The sequence below is a fragment of the Pseudomonas sp. AC211 genome (assembly GCF_979258055.1).
In genome coordinates, this window is the sequence record NZ_OZ409830.1 from 3,014,389 (window position 1) to 3,030,705 (window position 16,317).

Consider the following 16,317-nt stretch of genomic DNA (forward strand, 5'->3'; position numbering starts at 1 on the left):
ATGGCTCATTGCCAGCACCGGCAGCCCGACAGCGTTCTGTACAACGGAACGCTGGCAAGATCCTTTGAGGAGTCGTCGTTCATGCAGTCCGTGTTATCCCCTGGGATCCATCTTCTGAGCCGCTTCGGCTTTGCGCGCAAATTCCAACTGCTGTTCCTGCTATTCGCCCTGCCGCTGGCGGGCAGCTTGTGGATGGTCAGCCAAACCTTTCAAGCCAAGCTGGCGGTGATCGCCAAGGAACACAGCGGCGTGCGCCAATTACTCGCACTGGATGCGGTGGACCAGCAGTTGTCAGCTCGCCGCAACCTGGCCGCGCGCTGGAAAGCTGTCGACACCGCCCGCGTGCCCGGTGCCGATGCGCAACACGCCATCACGCAGCTCGACAATTCCATGCCGGCGTTGCGTTCGGCCATGGACAGCTTCGCCGAAACGCTGCGCGCAGAAGGCGCCAGCGACGATGTGCAAAAGCGCCTGCAAGAGCTGCTAACCGGCGCCGCACAATTGGAGTTAGCGAGCCTGCGCACGGTCGGCTGGTGGCCCGATGCGCTTGACCGTTTCACCGCCATGAAGGCGAGCTTGCAAGGCCTGCGCGACCAGATCGCAATAGACAGCGGCCTGACGCTGGACCCGTCGGTAGAAGGCTATTTGCTGATGCAGATCGCCACGCAACAGTCCCCCGAAATGATCGAACGCGTCGGTCGCCTGGCGAGCATGGGCGAAGCGTCGGTCGCGGCGGGTCAGTTCAGCCTGCAAAGCCGTTTGCAACTGCGCGACCTGCGCGCCCGCATCAATGACGCCCGCGCGCAGTTGGACAAAACCGGCGCCACCTTGCAAGCCAAGCTGCCGGCCGCACTCAGCGCGTGGGCCGACCAATACGGCGCCACCCAGCAAACCCTTAACACCGAACTCAAAGCCCTGGACGACGGCCTGTTCGGCGACACCATCAGCATGAAAGGCCCCACTTTCCAGCGCACCATGGACAGCCTGCTCAGCACCCTGTCGGCATTGCGCCAGCAGTCGCTGCAATCGCTGGACGCGCGCCTGGATTTCTACCACAACCGCGCCATTGCCCAAGCCATTCCAGTGGCCGTGGCGTTTGGCCTGTTGTTGCTGGCGGCCGTGTATTTGTTTGTGTGCCTGCAAAGCTCGATTCGCCGCAGCGCCAGCGGCATTACCACCCTCGCGCAGTCGCTGCGCGACGGTAATTTGTGCGTGGAAGTGGCGGTGCAAGGGCGCGATGAACTGGCCGCCATCAGCACCGCGCTGAACGCCGCCGTGGTGCAACTGCGCACCAGCTTGCTGGGCGTGAACCACGAGACCTACCAGCTCAGCGACGCCGTCATCACCTTAAACTCCCACTCCACCGACACCCTCGGTGAAGTGGAAGCGCAGCAACATCAGATCAGCCAGATCGCCACCGCCGCCACGCAATTGGCCGCCACCTCGCTCGGCGTGGCGAAAAGCTGCGAGCAAGCCTCGGCCAGCGTGCGCCAAACCCGCGCTATCGCCGAAGCCAGCAACCGCGACAGCGAACGCACCACCGCCAGCATTCAGGAACTCAACCAACGCCTGAGCGACACCGCCGAAGCGTTGGGGCGCGTGAGCGATCAGGGCCAGCAGATTCATTCAGTGGTCGACAGCATTCGTGGCATCGCCGAGCAAACCAACCTGCTGGCACTGAACGCCGCCATCGAAGCCGCCCGCGCCGGCGATCAGGGCCGCGGCTTTGCCGTGGTGGCCGATGAAGTGCGCAGCCTGTCGCAACGCACCCAAGCCTCCACGCTGCAAATCGCCACCACCGTGGAAAGCCTACGCAGCACCGTGCGCCAGGCGGTGGAACTAATGGAAGCGGCTTGCGGCCAAGCGCAGAGCGATGCCACTGCCGTGACCGGATTGGGCGTCAGCCTCGGTGAAATCGCCAGCGCGGTTCAAGGCGTAAGCGACACGCTGGCGCAAATCGCTACCGCCGTGGAAGAACAAGCCACCACCGCCGACGCCGTCAGCGGCAGCATTCAGCAAGTGGACCAAGCCGCCATCCGCCTGCTCGACGGCGCCCGTGCGGTCAATCAGGCAGCCGACCGTTTGAGCCAAGGGAGCCGCGCGCTGAACGACAACACGGCGCGCTTTAGTCTCGGCTAAAACAAACGAGCCCCCGCGTTTCGGCGGGGCTCGTTCTGGTTTCATTGCGGTTACTGACGAGCCAGGCGCACCCGCGTCACCCGGCGCTCCGACACCTCGATAGCCGAAAGCGTCCATCCGCCCCACTGCACCTCATCGCCAATCACCGGCAAGCGATCCAGCAGACTCATTACCAGGCCGGCCACGGTTTGGTAGTCGTCGGTGGCGCTGGCGGCAAAGCCGATGCGTTCCTGCACCAGGCTGAGGTTAAGCGCACCGCTGACCAGAAAGGCATCGCCATCGGCGACGATGTCCGGGCCGTCCACTTCGCTGGCATCGGGCAGCTCGCCGGCGATGGATTCGAGGATGTCGGTCATGGTCAAAACGCCCATGAAATCGCCAAACTCACTGACCACGAAGGCGATGTGCGTCGACTCTTTGCGCATCTGCTCCAGGGCGTTAAGCACGGTGAAGTGCTCCAGCACGTTGATGGTTTGGCGCGCCATGGTGTGCAGGTCCGGCCAATTGCCGGCCAGCAATTCCTTGAGCAACTCCTTCTTGTGCACAAAGCCCAGCGGCTCGTCGACGTGGCCTTCACGCACCAGCGGCAGGCGCGAGTACGAGGAGTTCATCAACTTCTGGCGAATGGCTTCCGGGCTCTCGCCTACGTCGAGGTACAGCACCTCGGTGCGCGGCGTCATCACCGCGCGCACCGGGCGCTCGGCCAGTTGCAACACGCCGCTGATCATCACCCGCTCGCGGCGGTTGAACGCTGGCTGCGCATCGTCGCCCTGCACCAGATCGGCAATATCTTCGCCCACTTCGTCCACCGTCAACTCACGCCCGCCAAGCAAACGCATCACCGCGTGGGCGGTGCGCGCGCGGCGCGGCAATGTGCCTTGCGCCGAGCGCTGGCGACCCCGGCGCGCCAACTGGTTAAACAGCTCGATCACAATCGAGAAACCGATGGCCGCGTACAGGTAACCCTTGGGAATGTGAAAGCCCAACCCTTCGGCCGCCAGGCTGAAACCGATCATCATCAAAAAGCCCAGGCACAGCATGATCACCGTCGGGCGTGCGTTAACAAACGCGGTCAGCGGCTTGCTCGCCACGATCATCACGCCGATGGACACCACCACCGCAATCATCATCACGCTCAGGTGTTCCACCATGCCGACGGCGGTAATCACCGCGTCCAACGAGAACACCGCATCAAGCACCACAATCTGCGCCACGATAGGCCAGAACAGCGCGTAACCGGCGCCGGCCGAGCGTTCGGCAATGTGGCCTTCGAGGCGCTCATGCAACTCCATGGTCGCCTTGAACAGCAGGAAGATACCGCCGAACAGCATGATCAGATCACGGCCCGAGAAGCTCTTGTCGAACACCTCGAACAGCGGCTCGGTGAGCGTCACCATCCAGGAAATACTGGCCAGCAAGCCCAGGCGCATGATCAGCGCCAGCGACAGGCCGATCAGCCGCGCCCGGTCGCGCTGCTCCGGCGGCAGCTTGTCGGCGAGGATGGCGATAAACACCAGGTTGTCGATGCCCAGCACCAGTTCCAAAACAATAAGCGTGAGCAGGCCTAGCCAGGCCGTGGGGTCAGCTATCCATTCCATGTTTAGAGAACCTGCATCGAAGAACGGCGAGGGTGAGCGGCGCGATGGCGCGGCGGGGCAGAACGAGGCGTTAACGGGGAGCGGCTAAAACTGGGAGGTTCCTGAAGCGTGTTCATAAAGGCCAAGTGTGATTTCGGGCGGCCATCCTACCCAATAAGAAACCGTCGCACCGCTGGCCAAGTATTGCGGAATTTGTATTGGCTCCTTGGCGTTAATGGCGCAGCAAGTAAACCCCTAACCCCACCACTGCGCAGCTAAACAGCACCCGAATCACGCCCCACTTGAAGCGAAACAACGCCACCGCCGCCGCAACCGCGATCACCGCCGACGGCCAACCCAGCGAGCCGTCAAAGCCTGTGGGCCACAACACGTGGTAAGCGAAAAACACCGCCAGGTTAAGAATCACGCCCACCACCGCTGCGGTAATCGCGGTTAACGGCGCGGTGAATTTCAGCTCGTTGTGCGTCGATTCCACCAGCGGCCCGCCCGCCAGAATGAACAGAAACGAGGGCAGAAAGGTAAACCAGGTAACCAGCGCAGCTGCCACGGCGCCCGCCAAAAACGCGTGCTCGGCACCAAACACCGGCTGCACATAAGCGCCGACAAACCCGACAAACGCCACCACCATAATCAGCGGACCCGGCGTGGTTTCGCCGAGCGCCAGGCCGTCGATCATCTGCGTCGGCGTCAGCCAGCCGTAATGGCCCACCGCGCCCTGATACACGTAGGGCAACACTGCGTACGCGCCGCCAAATGTCAGCAGCGCCGCCTTGGTGAAAAACCAACCCATCTGCGTGAACGTGCCGTGCCAGCCATACAGCGCAGTCAGCAGCCCCATCGGCAACGCCCACAGCCCAGCGCCCACTACCAGCAACACGACCAGGCGCGACCAGCGAAAGCGCGCGTGCTCGGGCGTGGGCGTGTCGTCATCAATCAGCGCCGGCCCGAACGACTGCTTCGCCGCCCCATGCCCGCCACCGACAGTGAACACGCCCGGCGCTAGTTTGCCGCCCACATAACCCAGCAACGCAGCCGACAGCACGATCAACGGAAACGGCACGCTCAGGGCAAAAATCGCCACAAACGAGGCGGCCGCGATGCACCACAGCCAATTGTTCTTCAACGCCCGCGAGCCGATGCGATGGGCCGCCTGCACCACAATGGCCGTGACCGCCGGCTTGATGCCATAGAACAAACCGGCCACCACCGGCACCTCACCAAAGGCGATGTACACCCACGACAGCGCGATCAAAATAAACAGCGACGGCAACACAAACAGCCCGCCGGCAATCACCCCGCCCCAGGTGCGATGCATCAACCAACCGATATACGTCGCCAACTGCTGCGCCTCGGGGCCGGGCAGCACCATGCAGTAATTCAACGCATGCAAAAACCGCCGCTCGGAAATCCAACGCCGACGCTCTACCAATTCCTGATGCATGATCGCGATCTGCCCGGCCGGGCCGCCGAAACTGATGAAGCCGAGTTTTAGCCAGAAGAGCAGGGCTTGGAATAGGGGGATGGTGGGCGCTGGGTTGGTCATGGGAGCGTCGGGATTGGGGCGGTGTGAGGTGGCTGAAGATAACGCACTAATAAGGCAGAAATGTAGCGTGGGGGTTGGGTCGGTTTGAGGAGTCTGAGGCGCTGCTGGTTTCGGTGCTCGGCTCGCAACTCTGGATTCCGAAGTGTCGGACCACCGCCTGCGCGGGAATGACGGAGTATCGATCAAGCACCTCCGTCATCCCCGCGCAGGCGGGGATCCAGAGTCTTTCAGGAGACGCAGATACCTCCGCGAGCCTCGATCCCAATCGTCGGACCGCCGCCTTCACGGGGGATAACGGAAAACTCAATAAAACCTCCGCCATCCTCGCAAAGGCGAAGCCCCATCCCCATCCACGCTGCTACGCTACGCCCACCTCGGCCACCGCCCGTTCCCCCAAATGCCCAACCCCCTAGCCCACTTCCACACCCCAAGCCCCACCCCTACCCCCACGCGACACCGCGCCCATGCTTCCGGAAGAACGCGCCCGGGCCCAGGAGTGCGCCGCCAGCGAGCGCTTCAGTTGGCTCACCGTCTGCGTAGCGCCACTGTGCTTCGGCCCGATACTGCCCTTCCTCGTCTACATCGTCGGCCTGTTGCTCTACCGAACCCTGTTCGACGCACGCCTGGACATCGACCACATCCTCGAAACAACTTACGTCTGGCTAGTGCCGGCCACCCTGCTCTTCACCGCCGCCTGGTTGCTGCTCAACATCCGCCATGCCAAGCGCGACGCGACCAAACGCTACTGGCGAACCTTGCCCGAGTGCGGCGAGGTTGAACTGGAGCGCCACACGTTAGTGACCGCCACCAATCTGTGGTCCAACGCCTACGACCCGGACTGCAACACGCTGTCCATCTGGAACGGCGAACGCCTGGAAGACGCCTACGACAGCGGCATCACCCAATGGCTGCTCGCAACCACAACCGCCGGCCACTGGCTGGTGCTGAAAAAACACTACCCCGGCACCTTCACCTACGCCCGCGAAGCCAAACAGCCTGCACCCGAACACCACTTGCAACCCCACACCGAGGTCGCTATCGCCTTCGCCCCCAGAACCAACCTGACCCTCGGCCAACGCTTCGATGGCGCGCCCATTCCCGTGCAAAACACTGCCTACTGGCTGAGCACCGACGAGCTTCAGCGCCTTACCGAAGCAGCACACCACTGGGCCTTCGCGCCGCCCGAGCAGTACGGCGTTGTTAATGCGCAAGACGCCGCGTGGCTGCAGCAACTGGTCGACAAGGCAAAAAGCTTCCTAACCACGCGGTACGCACCCCACCACCCTGGCTCACCCGCCTGCGCAAACAAGACGCCAACCGACCAAGCTGGACATTCACAGCGGCCCCAAATCCGGGGCACTAAAAAGGGGAACACCTCGTTCCCCCTCTTGCACGCAACGAAAACCCTACGCCGCCCTTCTACCCTGGCAAGCCTTGGTGAGCGCCTTAGCCATTTCACTCAGGGTTTGCACAATGGCCGACTCCTGACTTCTGTCGATAAACGCATCGGCAGCCGACAGGCGTTCGACGTACAGCATCAAATCCGCCGCACGCTCCAGGGCATTTTCAACCGGCACGCCGGCATTGACCGCGAACAGCGGAATGTCATCGAGATTGTCGAAGGGTTGGTGGGTGGTGACTTTTGACATGTCATTCAATTGTGAAGCTCCTGCTGTCTAGTGGAGCCGCCACAAATCGTCGCCAAACAATTAGGGTGGCAGCTGTACGCAGGTTGGCGAACCGGGGACAGAGGAACCCGGCATACCCGAAGGTATCCCGCGCACAGCCGCCATAAACACCTAGCAACAGACACAAAAAAAGCGCTGCTATTAGGTGAGAGCGCTGTGCGCCTCATATCTACTCGGATCGCCAAACCCGGTCGCTGAATTGGCAGCGACGGCGGGACTATAGAAGCCACTTCCCTACCCTGCAACGGGTTTTTCCGGCGCCGCCGCCTTGCAGGACATATCCCTCACGGAATGCGTAAAGAGGATGAGCGAGAATTCTGTTGGTCGTTCACAGAATTGACGCGACAACTCGTTCCACCGTGGACAGCGAAGCGGGCGTTCATTAATGTCCGAAGGGTCACCCGGCCACTGTCTAAATTGCCGGTTACAGGGAATGTGTTCGACGTGGAAAAGGGAGTTTTCTGATGGCGTGTTTGGTTCACATGGGCGCGTTAATCCCGAATTGCGAACGTTCAACCCCCGTCATAGAAGCCGCAGGCTCGGACTCGCATCGGCGTAGCGCGGCGCGGGCCTCATCGGCAGAAAAAATCCCCTTGCCCAGCGGAAATGCTGGCGCTCATTACCCCGATTAATTGAAACGGAATTCGTATGAATATTAAAAGAATTTTCGCGTGTGCCGCGACGGCGCTTTTTTGTAGCGTTTCTGCAGAAGCATCGCTTCCCACAGTTCCGGTTATTTACGGAGCGCCCTATCAAATAAACTCTGCGTATAACCACAGCGTAAGCAACGAACCCACAGTGGATTCGGCGATCGCCCACTGGTGGGTAAAATACAAGGCTTACTGGGGAAAGACTGACGCGCAATGCTCTTATACGGTAAAAAATTATTCTAACGTCAACCCCGGCGGAATGCTGGCGCTTATTACGTTAGGAGGCCAATGCGGCGGCGGTGACGGGGTTTTCGGAACCGTGAAATGCCCATCGGGTTATTCGCTCTCCGCTAATACCTGCGTGCTGCAAAACACTGAACAACTGGATAAAGCGAAGGGCACCAGTTGCAATAACGCCGGCGGACCGATTAATTCGGCCAACGGCAATAAAAACAAAGTTCAATTCGACTTTACAGGTCCAGCGCCATTCCCCGTAATTATTTCAAGAACTTACAACTCCAATGATGACAGTTCAATAAACAGCGGTCTTTTCGGTCATAACTGGAGCTGGAACCACGGAGGAACCCTTACAAAGACTACGTTATTGGGAAAAGAATTCATCACTATCGACACGGAGGGTGGAAACAAAATCCGCGCGATACTCGAAAATGGCCAATGGCGCACTGACGAAGATGTGCATATAAACGTTGTAAAGTCGTCATCAGACTATTCGATTACCTTCCCTAGCGGAAGAAAAGACACTTACAACCTTTCCGGAAACTTGGTGCAGAGCGAAATATCGCCTGACTACAAACTAATCTATACCTATAATACAAGCGGTCTACTCGCAAAAATATGCAACCCAACAGGTTATTGCCTACAACCCATATTTAACCTAAAAGGAATGGTTTCAAGCTTTAAGGCCGGAGCCGTGACGGTTCTTTCTTACGAGTATGACGACTCAAATCGACTGACAAAGGCGAGCGATCAATTTTCTAACGCTCGGGAATACCTTTATGAGGACATTCGTTTCCCTTTTGCACTCACCGGAATCCGCGACGAGCGCGGCATACGGTATTCGACGTATACGTATGACGAACATGGAAAAGGCATTTCCACTGAATTGTCTGGCGGTCAGGAGAAATATAGTTTCGCTTATAACAATGACGGAAGTACGACGGTCACCAACCCTCTGGGCAAGACGACCAGTTATACGTACCAACTTATTCATGGCATAAAGAAAGTCGTCGCTGTGCAGGGGCACCCATCAACTAATTGTGCAAGCTCTAACAAATCATATTCCTACGACGCTAACGGGAATCTGGCGAGCGCCACCGATTGGAAAGGAAACGTAACGAATTACACGTACAACGAGCGGGGCCTCGAAACCAGCCGTATTGAAGCCGCCGGTACGCCTCAAGCGCGAACTGTTACAACGACTTGGCATCCCACGCTCAACTTACCGCTAACCGTAACGGAAGGCGGCCAAGTCACCACGTACACCTACGACGCGCAAGGTCGCCAAACCAGCCGCACGCAGAGTGCGCTTTAAGCCAAGGACGGACTTATGAATAACCGTTTTTCCCGCGCGAGCCTGCTTTCGCTCGCCCTCAGTAGTGCCCTGTTTGGTGGCCAGGTTCAGGCTATAGAACGTAGCGTTTCCTACACCTATAACGCGCTCGGCCTGGTGGAAACCATCGACGGCCCCCGCACCGATGTGTCGGACGTAACCACTTACGCCTACGACGCCCAAGGCCATCTCACCTCCGTCACCAATGCCCTCGGCCACGTCACGTCGCTGAGCAACTTCGACGTTCTCGGTAACCCGCAAACCATCACCGATGCCAACGGCGTGGTCAGCACCCTCGCCTACACGCCGCAAGGCTGGCTGAGCAGCGTGACCCACGGCGGCTTCACCACCACCTACGCCTACAACGCGGTAGGCGACATCACGCAACTTACCCAAGGCGACGGCAGTTCTCTGACCTACACCTGGGACGATGCGCGGCGATTGGTTGCCGTTACCAACAACCTCGGCGACAAGGTGGAATACGACCTTGACGCCATGGGCAATCGCACAGCCCAACGTCTGAAAGATGCCAGCAACAACCTCACCCAACAGCACCAGTGGGTGTACGACGAACTCGGTCGTTTGATGCGCTCAGTGGGCGCTGCAGGTCAGAACAATCGGCAGCAATACGACCTGAACGACAACCCAACCCTTAGCACCAACCCGCTGAACAACAGCAACAACAAAGCCTACGACGCCCTCAATCGTCTGGTGCAAAACACCGATCCATTGAACGGCGTAACCGGCTACGAATACGACGCCCAAGACAACCTCACCAAAGTGCAAGACCCGCGCGGCGTCACCACGCAATACCGCTACGACGGTCTGGGCAACCTCACCCAACAAATCAGCCCCGACAGCGGAACCAGCACGTTCGAGCACGACCCCGCCGGCAACATCACTAAGAAAACCGACGCCCGTGGCGTGGTCACCACTTACACCTACGATGCCCTCAATCGCATCACTGCCAGGCGCTATCCAGCCAAGCCCACGCTGGACGTGACCTACGCCTACGACATGACCGCCGAAGGCAACAAAGGCATCGGGCATCTCACTGCGCTGTTGGATTCATCCGGCCTGATCGGTTTTATGTACGACGCGCGCGGCAACCTGGTCAGCCAGTCCCGCTCGGTGAAAGTGAACAACGTCGACCGCTTCGAAAACCTGGCTTACAGCTACGACGGCGCGAACCGTTTGAGCGGTATCGGTTATCCGGGGTTTGTGGTGACGTACCCGCGCAATGCAGCGGGCCAGGTAACCGGCGTTAGTTTGGCTATCGGCAGTCAGCCGGCCACCAGCATTGCCAGCAACATCAGCTATCTACCGTTTGGGCCGTTGAAAAGTTTGACGTGGGGCAATGGCATTCAGCTGAGCAAAAAATACGACCTCGACTACCAGCTCACTCAGCAAGATGTGGGCGTTTGGCAAACCAAACTACCGTACGATGCAAACGGCAATATCACCCGCCGCGACCACACGTTCTTCGGGCCGATGCGGTTTGAGTACGACGCGCTTGATCGTCTAACGGTGGAGAAAACTGCAACCAACCGCCGCCTATACAGCTATGACGCCACCGGCAACCGCACCCAACGTCAAAGCTTCACCGTTAACGCCAACGGCGCCGAAACGCTGAACGCTACGCAAGCCTTAAGCATCTCGTCCAACAGCAACCGTTTGCAGCAGTTGGACGCAACCACGGTAGCTCTTGACGCGTCTGGCAATACCCTCAAACAAAACACCACACGCACTTACGTTTATGACGAGCAAGGCCGCTTAACCCAAACCCTCAACCCCACCGTTGTGTATGCAGACTACCGCTACAACGCCCTCGGCCAACGTACAGTCAAACGCGCCTACCTAAACGGAGCACTGGATTACACCGTCACCTTTCTTTACGGCGCAGACGGGCAACTGCTGGGACAAGTGCGCTACAACAACCAAGGTAAAATTTCGCTCGCGCAGTACTGGATCTGGCTCGACGGAATGCCCTTGGCCGGGCTCGAGTTTAGGTACAGCACCACCGGTGCGGTAACGAGCACTAGCCAGTATTACCTGCACAGCGATCACCTCAACGCTCCCCGTATGGCGACAAACCAAGCGCAAACGTTGTTGTGGACATGGAACAGCGACGTGTTTGGGGTGGGGTTGCCAAACAGCGACGCGGACGGTGATGGCATCCACCTGGATATCCCGCTGCGGTTACCAGGGCAACAATATGACGGGCATAGTGCTCTGAACTACAACTACTTTAGGGATTACGACCCCGATACGGGGCGGTATGTGCAGAGTGATCCGATTGGGTTGCGGGGTGGGTTTAATACGTATGGGTATGTGGAAGGTAACCCGATAGTTTATTCCGATCCTTACGGCCTCAGCGCTAACCTGTTCGATATTCCAACAGTTTGGTGGTTGCCAGAAATAGTTATTCCTGGGATCAGCAGCGGTGCGGCGGCGATTGGTTCTGGTCTCGCCTGTATGGTCTATTCAGAGAAGCTGGGAAATGGTGAATGCCCAACCGGAGGCTGTTATTACGCGAAAGACAGAACAGATAAGCCGAAAACCAAGGCCTCTAATTCCGACCCTGAAGACATCGTAAGAACACCATCCACTCACCCGGACGATTTCGTTTCAGCAGGAAACGGAGACAAAAAGAACACTTTAACTGGCGAGATATGGTCGCCAAGTAACACCAATCACTCCGGCTCAGAAGGTGGAGAATGGAAAGTAGGACCTAAACCCGGAGTACCACCGAAGCCAGGCAACAAAATAACTGTTTCGGCAGGCGGAAAAATTATAAAAGTTGACAAGTGAGCGCAAAATGGAAATTACCAAACAAGTAGATCTAAATAGCTACACCTACTCCAAAGGATATTGCGGATTCTTCGCATATAAAAACAAGAACATCAAAAGAGGAGCTAACATCGCGCTGAATTTCCTATGGTCTCGTTTTGAAGACCAACCTTTCCCCGTTGAAATCTTTAGCACCCTGTGGACGAGTTGCAACGATTCTGATCTAAAAATAAATTACGAATATTCAGCCGATGAAATAAGGCAAATTTTATCTCCAGCGTTAACTTCTCTTCCGCCGTTTGTGCTAAGGAGAGACTGCGAACCTGAAACTTTCCAAAAAATCGCTCTGTCCCCCACGACGGAGAAAGGACTTTATGGGGCATGCTTTTCGGTAATGGCCTTAGGTGGTATTCGGGGCCATCTTTTTTATCCATTTGAAGCACGATGAAGTCTTACTCTATCCTCACGACGACGTTGGATTTGGTGTGATATCTACCACTCCAAACACAGACAGAGCTGTTAGCTTTCTTGAGTCTGTAGACTTATCAGAATTTGAAGTCACAATGAGACAAGCGAACAATAAAAATGAAGCTTGAACAGCTACATCTCAGTGCAAAAAAGGGGACGAATTTATTTAACTGCCCTAAATACCTTCGGTTAATAAACCCACCCCTATTCCGCTGACAAAAAAGTAAATTTATCTGGATCGTTCTAACTCAGAGTCGCTAATTGATTTTCTTCTTCGCTCTTTAACAGTGCCAGCAACATCAGCTATCTGCCGTTCGGCCCGCTGAAAAGTATGACGTGGGGCAACGGCATTCAGCTAAGCCGCCAATACGACCAGGACTATCAACTTGCCCAGCAAAACGTCGGCTCCTGGCAAAGCACCTACAGCTTCGATGCCAACGGCAACATCAAAGGCCATCAACACAGCCTTTTCGGTTCGCTCAACTACAACTACGACGCCCTTGACCGTCTCACTGAAGAAAAAGCCGCCACCCAGCGTAAAACATACAGCTACGACGCCACTGGCAACCGCCTGCAGCGCCTGAGCTACACCACCAACGCTTCAGGCGTGGAAAGCAAAACCGCCACCCAAACCCTGGTAACCGCCACCGACAGCAACCGCCTAAAAACCAGCAGCGGCGCTGCCATTACCCTGGATGCCGCCGGCAATACGCTTCAACAAAGCACCAGCCGCGTGCACGTGTACGACGAACAAGGCCGACTCAGCCAAGTACTCAACCCCACCGCCCTGTACGCCGACTTCACCTACAACGCCCTCGGCCAACGCACCAGCCGCCGCGCCTACCTCGGCAGCGCGCTGGACCAAACCATGACCTATCTCTACGGCGCCGACGGCCAACTGTTAGGCCAGGTTCGCTACAACAACCTCGGCAAAAAAGCCCTGGCGCAATACTGGATCTGGCTGAGACGGCATGCCCCTGGCTGGCTTGGAATTCAGATACGACACCAACGGCGCAGTCACCAGCACCAACACCTATTACCTGCACCCCGACCACCTCAACACACCCCGCTTGGCCACCAACCAGGCGCAAGTGCTGCAATGGAGCTGGAACAGCGATGCCTTTGGCGTGGGCGCACCGAATGGTGATGTGGATGGCAATGGCGTAGTGCTGGATATCCCGCTGCGCTTTCCAGGGCAGATGTTTGAGGCGTATAGCGCGCTGAACTACAACTACTTTAGGGATTACGACCCCAACACCGGGCGGTATGTGCAGAGTGATCCGATTGGGTTGCGGGGAGGGTTGAATACATATGGATATGTTGGCGGGAATCCTATTAGCCGTATTGACCCCACCGGGACATTCTATTTTTGTTTAGTACCAGGTGTTGGTTGGACTATATGCGCAGCAGCAGCTGAGGCAGTAGGATCCGCATGCGGCTATGTCGCCACTGCCGTAGGCGGAGCGCTGCTTGGTGGCTATTTTGCTCAGGAGTTTGGTCGCGAGAAGAAAGGGCAAACCAAACCCGAAGTCGGAACATGCCCTGACTGCGGCGGGGATACTAGTAATAAACCCGGGAAAATTGCTTCAGATCACGGGCTTAGTAAAGGCGAAGTGAACGAACAAATACACGACTTAAAAGGTGGTGGACTCAATAACAATCCTGACGTAGAGGTTTGTCGAGATTGCGGAGAGGTTTTCCCCCAAACTGGTAGCGGCGGCCTCGGCGATAGCATTGGGAACATAAAGTAATCATGTTAAAAATAAAATTGACTCTACGAGTGTTTTCCGAACATCACACTCTTTCCGAGCTTTCTCAAGCATTGGGAGAACCCGACAAGGGTTTTTCTATAGGCGATGAATACGGCAAACCTAATAAAAAAGAGAAGCCACCTTGTGGTCAAAAAAAAACATCTCTCGCAGAGACGGAAACCCTAGAATTGCATATAGGCGAAATGATCTCTCTTATATCTGCAAAATCCCAAGACTTGGATCCCCTACGCCAGAACTGCAAACTTGATTTTTTTTGTATGCTGAGAAGTGATAACGGTCAAGGCGGGACATCCCTATCTCCCCAGATCATGGGGGAGCTTAACAGACACGGAATTGGAATAACCTTCGATATATATTGCGACGAATAGAGACATTCCCGAAAAAAACCGGACAGGTTTATTCAATCACTCAAATCCAGAGCCGATTAATAACCCTGTCCCGAATGGCACTTACTTAACGCTAACCATCTGATTAGAAACAGAAAGGCCGCTCTTGGTCTACGGTGATAGTTGCGAACACACACCAAGACCAAGGAGCAGCCCACATGAATCGTAGGCGCCAAAGCATCATTCATCAACAGCAAAAAGCGCAGCGGCACTCGACTAATACCGATGCTTACGCCTTCTTCAATTTGCTCACCGGCCCTGATCTATTTGACTGCGTTGACTCCTTGTTGCCATTTCATCGGGAGCGTCAGTTCCCGCCCACCGAAACACTTTCAATGCTTATGGCCCAAGCACTGAGCGCGGATCGTTCCTGCCAAAAGGCCGTTAACGACATGGCTGTGAAGCAAATGATCGGCGGCTTAACGCCGTGTAGTAGGCACACCGGAGGCTACTGTCGAGCACGTCAGCGGCTGCCGGTGGAGATGGTTTCGACCTTGCTGCGAAGTATGGAAAGCATGATTAGCGCATACTCCGCGAAGGCTTGGCGCTGGATGGGCCGCCCAGTAAAACTCGTCGATGGCACGACAGTATCGATGCCGGATACAGCAGCAAATCAGACGGCTTATCCACAATCGCGGGGGCAGAAACCAGGTCTCGGTTTTCCGATTTGTAGAGTGGTTGGGCTTATCTGTCTTTCCAGCGGTGCGGTCCTAGATGCAGCACTGGGGCGTTTCCGAGGTAAAGGCGGTGACGAACAAACGCTGCTGCGCTCGATGCTCGACACGTTGAATGAGGGCGATGTCTTAATGGGCGATGCGTATTACGCGACTTACTTTCTACTGCATGAGTTGCAGCGCAGAGGTGTAGATGGGGTCTTCGAGCAGTACGGTGCACGCCGGCGCAGCACCGACTTTGAGTTAGGTAAAACCTAGGCACATGCGACCACCTGATTACGCTAGAAAAGCCCAGAAATCGACCCTGTTGGATGAGCCAAACGTACTTCGAAAAAGTACCCGACAGGCTAGAGGTTCGGGAGCTGAAAGCGGGCGGAAAAATACTGGTCACAACACTGCGCTGCCCGAATCAAACACCCAAGGCAGCCCTGAAAACGCTATACAAAGACCGTTGGCACGTCGAGCTAGATTTGCGCAATCTCAAGAGCACGATGGGCCTGGAAATGTTGAGCTGCAAAACACCAGCGATGGCTGTGAAAGAGCTCTGGGTTTATCTGCTGGCTCACAATCTGATCCGCTTGATCATGGCTCAGTCGGCTTCGTTAGCCGACTGTATGCCCCGTGAGTTGAGCTTCAAACACAGTCTTCAGTTGTGGCTGGCGTGGCGGCAATTTGATGAAGCAAACAGGTTCGACGACCTGCTCGGCTTGCTGACTTTAATTGCTCAACAACGCGTTGGTAGGCGGCCCGGGAGGGTCGAGCCCAGGGCACTGAAGCGAAGGGCTAACGCCTACCCGCTATTGATCCGACCACGTCATGCTGCACGCGCTGAGGTTAGGAAGAATGGGCATCCAAAAGCAGTTAAGTAAGTGCCATTCAAATCTGTCCCCTTTTCCCTTATATTTGTTTAAGACCGTCACAAAGTCTCGGCGGTGGGCTTGTGGTCGTCGATGCGATGATGGAAAACAGAGCGCTCTAGGATGGACATCTCAGTTACGGATGCGCTTTTTTATGATCAAGGCTGATCTTCAGATGGTTT

10 protein-coding genes and 1 pseudogene are annotated in these 16,317 nt (G+C 56.7%); 8 read left to right on the forward strand and 3 right to left on the reverse strand.

Annotation, left to right across the window (positions count from 1 at the left end; all coding sequences use genetic code 11):
• The first annotated feature begins 975 nt into the window (after nucleotides 1-975).
• Entirely contained in the window at nucleotides 976-2,139 is a 1,164-nt protein-coding gene (locus tag ACZZZP_RS14105; RefSeq protein WP_463384719.1) for a methyl-accepting chemotaxis protein, read from the forward strand.
• A gap of 50 nt (nucleotides 2,140-2,189) precedes the next feature.
• Here the strand turns inward: ACZZZP_RS14105 and ACZZZP_RS14110 are convergent, their stop codons facing one another.
• The 3 genes from ACZZZP_RS14110 to ACZZZP_RS14120 form a co-directional block, all read right to left on the reverse strand.
• Complete coding sequence (locus ACZZZP_RS14110) at nucleotides 2,190-3,737, reverse strand: TerC family protein (protein WP_463383142.1); 1,548 nt, start codon at nucleotides 3,735-3,737, stop codon at nucleotides 2,190-2,192.
• A gap of 211 nt (nucleotides 3,738-3,948) precedes the next feature.
• A complete protein-coding gene (gene chrA / locus ACZZZP_RS14115; protein ID WP_463383143.1) occupies nucleotides 3,949-5,280 on the reverse strand; it encodes a chromate efflux transporter in 1,332 nt (443 codons plus the stop codon).
• Nucleotides 5,281-6,686: 1,406 nt separating this feature from the next.
• A complete protein-coding gene (locus ACZZZP_RS14120) occupies nucleotides 6,687-6,929 on the reverse strand; it encodes a DUF3077 domain-containing protein (protein WP_463384720.1) in 243 nt (80 codons plus the stop codon).
• A 687-nt stretch (nucleotides 6,930-7,616) separates the two neighbouring features.
• Between ACZZZP_RS14120 and ACZZZP_RS14125 the strand changes: the two genes are divergently transcribed.
• The 7 genes and pseudogenes from ACZZZP_RS14125 to ACZZZP_RS14155 all read left to right on the forward strand — a co-directional run bounded on the left by ACZZZP_RS14125 (nucleotide 7,617) and on the right by ACZZZP_RS14155 (nucleotide 16,147).
• Nucleotides 7,617-9,170, forward strand: coding sequence for a DUF6531 domain-containing protein (locus tag ACZZZP_RS14125; protein ID WP_463383145.1), 1,554 nt, complete (start codon nucleotides 7,617-7,619; stop codon nucleotides 9,168-9,170).
• A 15-nt stretch (nucleotides 9,171-9,185) separates the two neighbouring features.
• Complete coding sequence (locus tag ACZZZP_RS14130; protein ID WP_463383146.1) at nucleotides 9,186-11,999, forward strand: RHS repeat-associated core domain-containing protein; 2,814 nt, start codon at nucleotides 9,186-9,188, stop codon at nucleotides 11,997-11,999.
• 7 nt (nucleotides 12,000-12,006) lie between these two features.
• Nucleotides 12,007-12,426 (forward strand): hypothetical protein, encoded by a 420-nt coding sequence (locus tag ACZZZP_RS14135; RefSeq protein ID WP_463536601.1) that lies wholly within the window; start codon nucleotides 12,007-12,009, stop codon nucleotides 12,424-12,426.
• A 351-nt stretch (nucleotides 12,427-12,777) separates the two neighbouring features.
• Complete coding sequence (locus ACZZZP_RS14140) at nucleotides 12,778-13,593, forward strand: hypothetical protein (protein WP_463536602.1); 816 nt, start codon at nucleotides 12,778-12,780, stop codon at nucleotides 13,591-13,593.
• Complete coding sequence (locus ACZZZP_RS14145) at nucleotides 13,574-14,197, forward strand: RHS repeat-associated core domain-containing protein (protein WP_463536603.1); 624 nt, start codon at nucleotides 13,574-13,576, stop codon at nucleotides 14,195-14,197. Before ACZZZP_RS14140 ends, ACZZZP_RS14145 begins: the two co-directional genes overlap by 20 nt.
• Before the next feature lie 29 nt (nucleotides 14,198-14,226).
• The gene (locus tag ACZZZP_RS14150; protein ID WP_463536604.1) at nucleotides 14,227-14,586 is read left to right on the forward strand and encodes a DUF4279 domain-containing protein; all 360 of its coding nucleotides are present in this window, start codon (nucleotides 14,227-14,229) and stop codon (nucleotides 14,584-14,586) included.
• A 176-nt stretch (nucleotides 14,587-14,762) separates the two neighbouring features.
• Nucleotides 14,763-16,147 (forward strand): annotated as a pseudogene (locus ACZZZP_RS14155) (IS4 family transposase).
• Nucleotides 16,148-16,317: the final 170 nt, after the last annotated feature.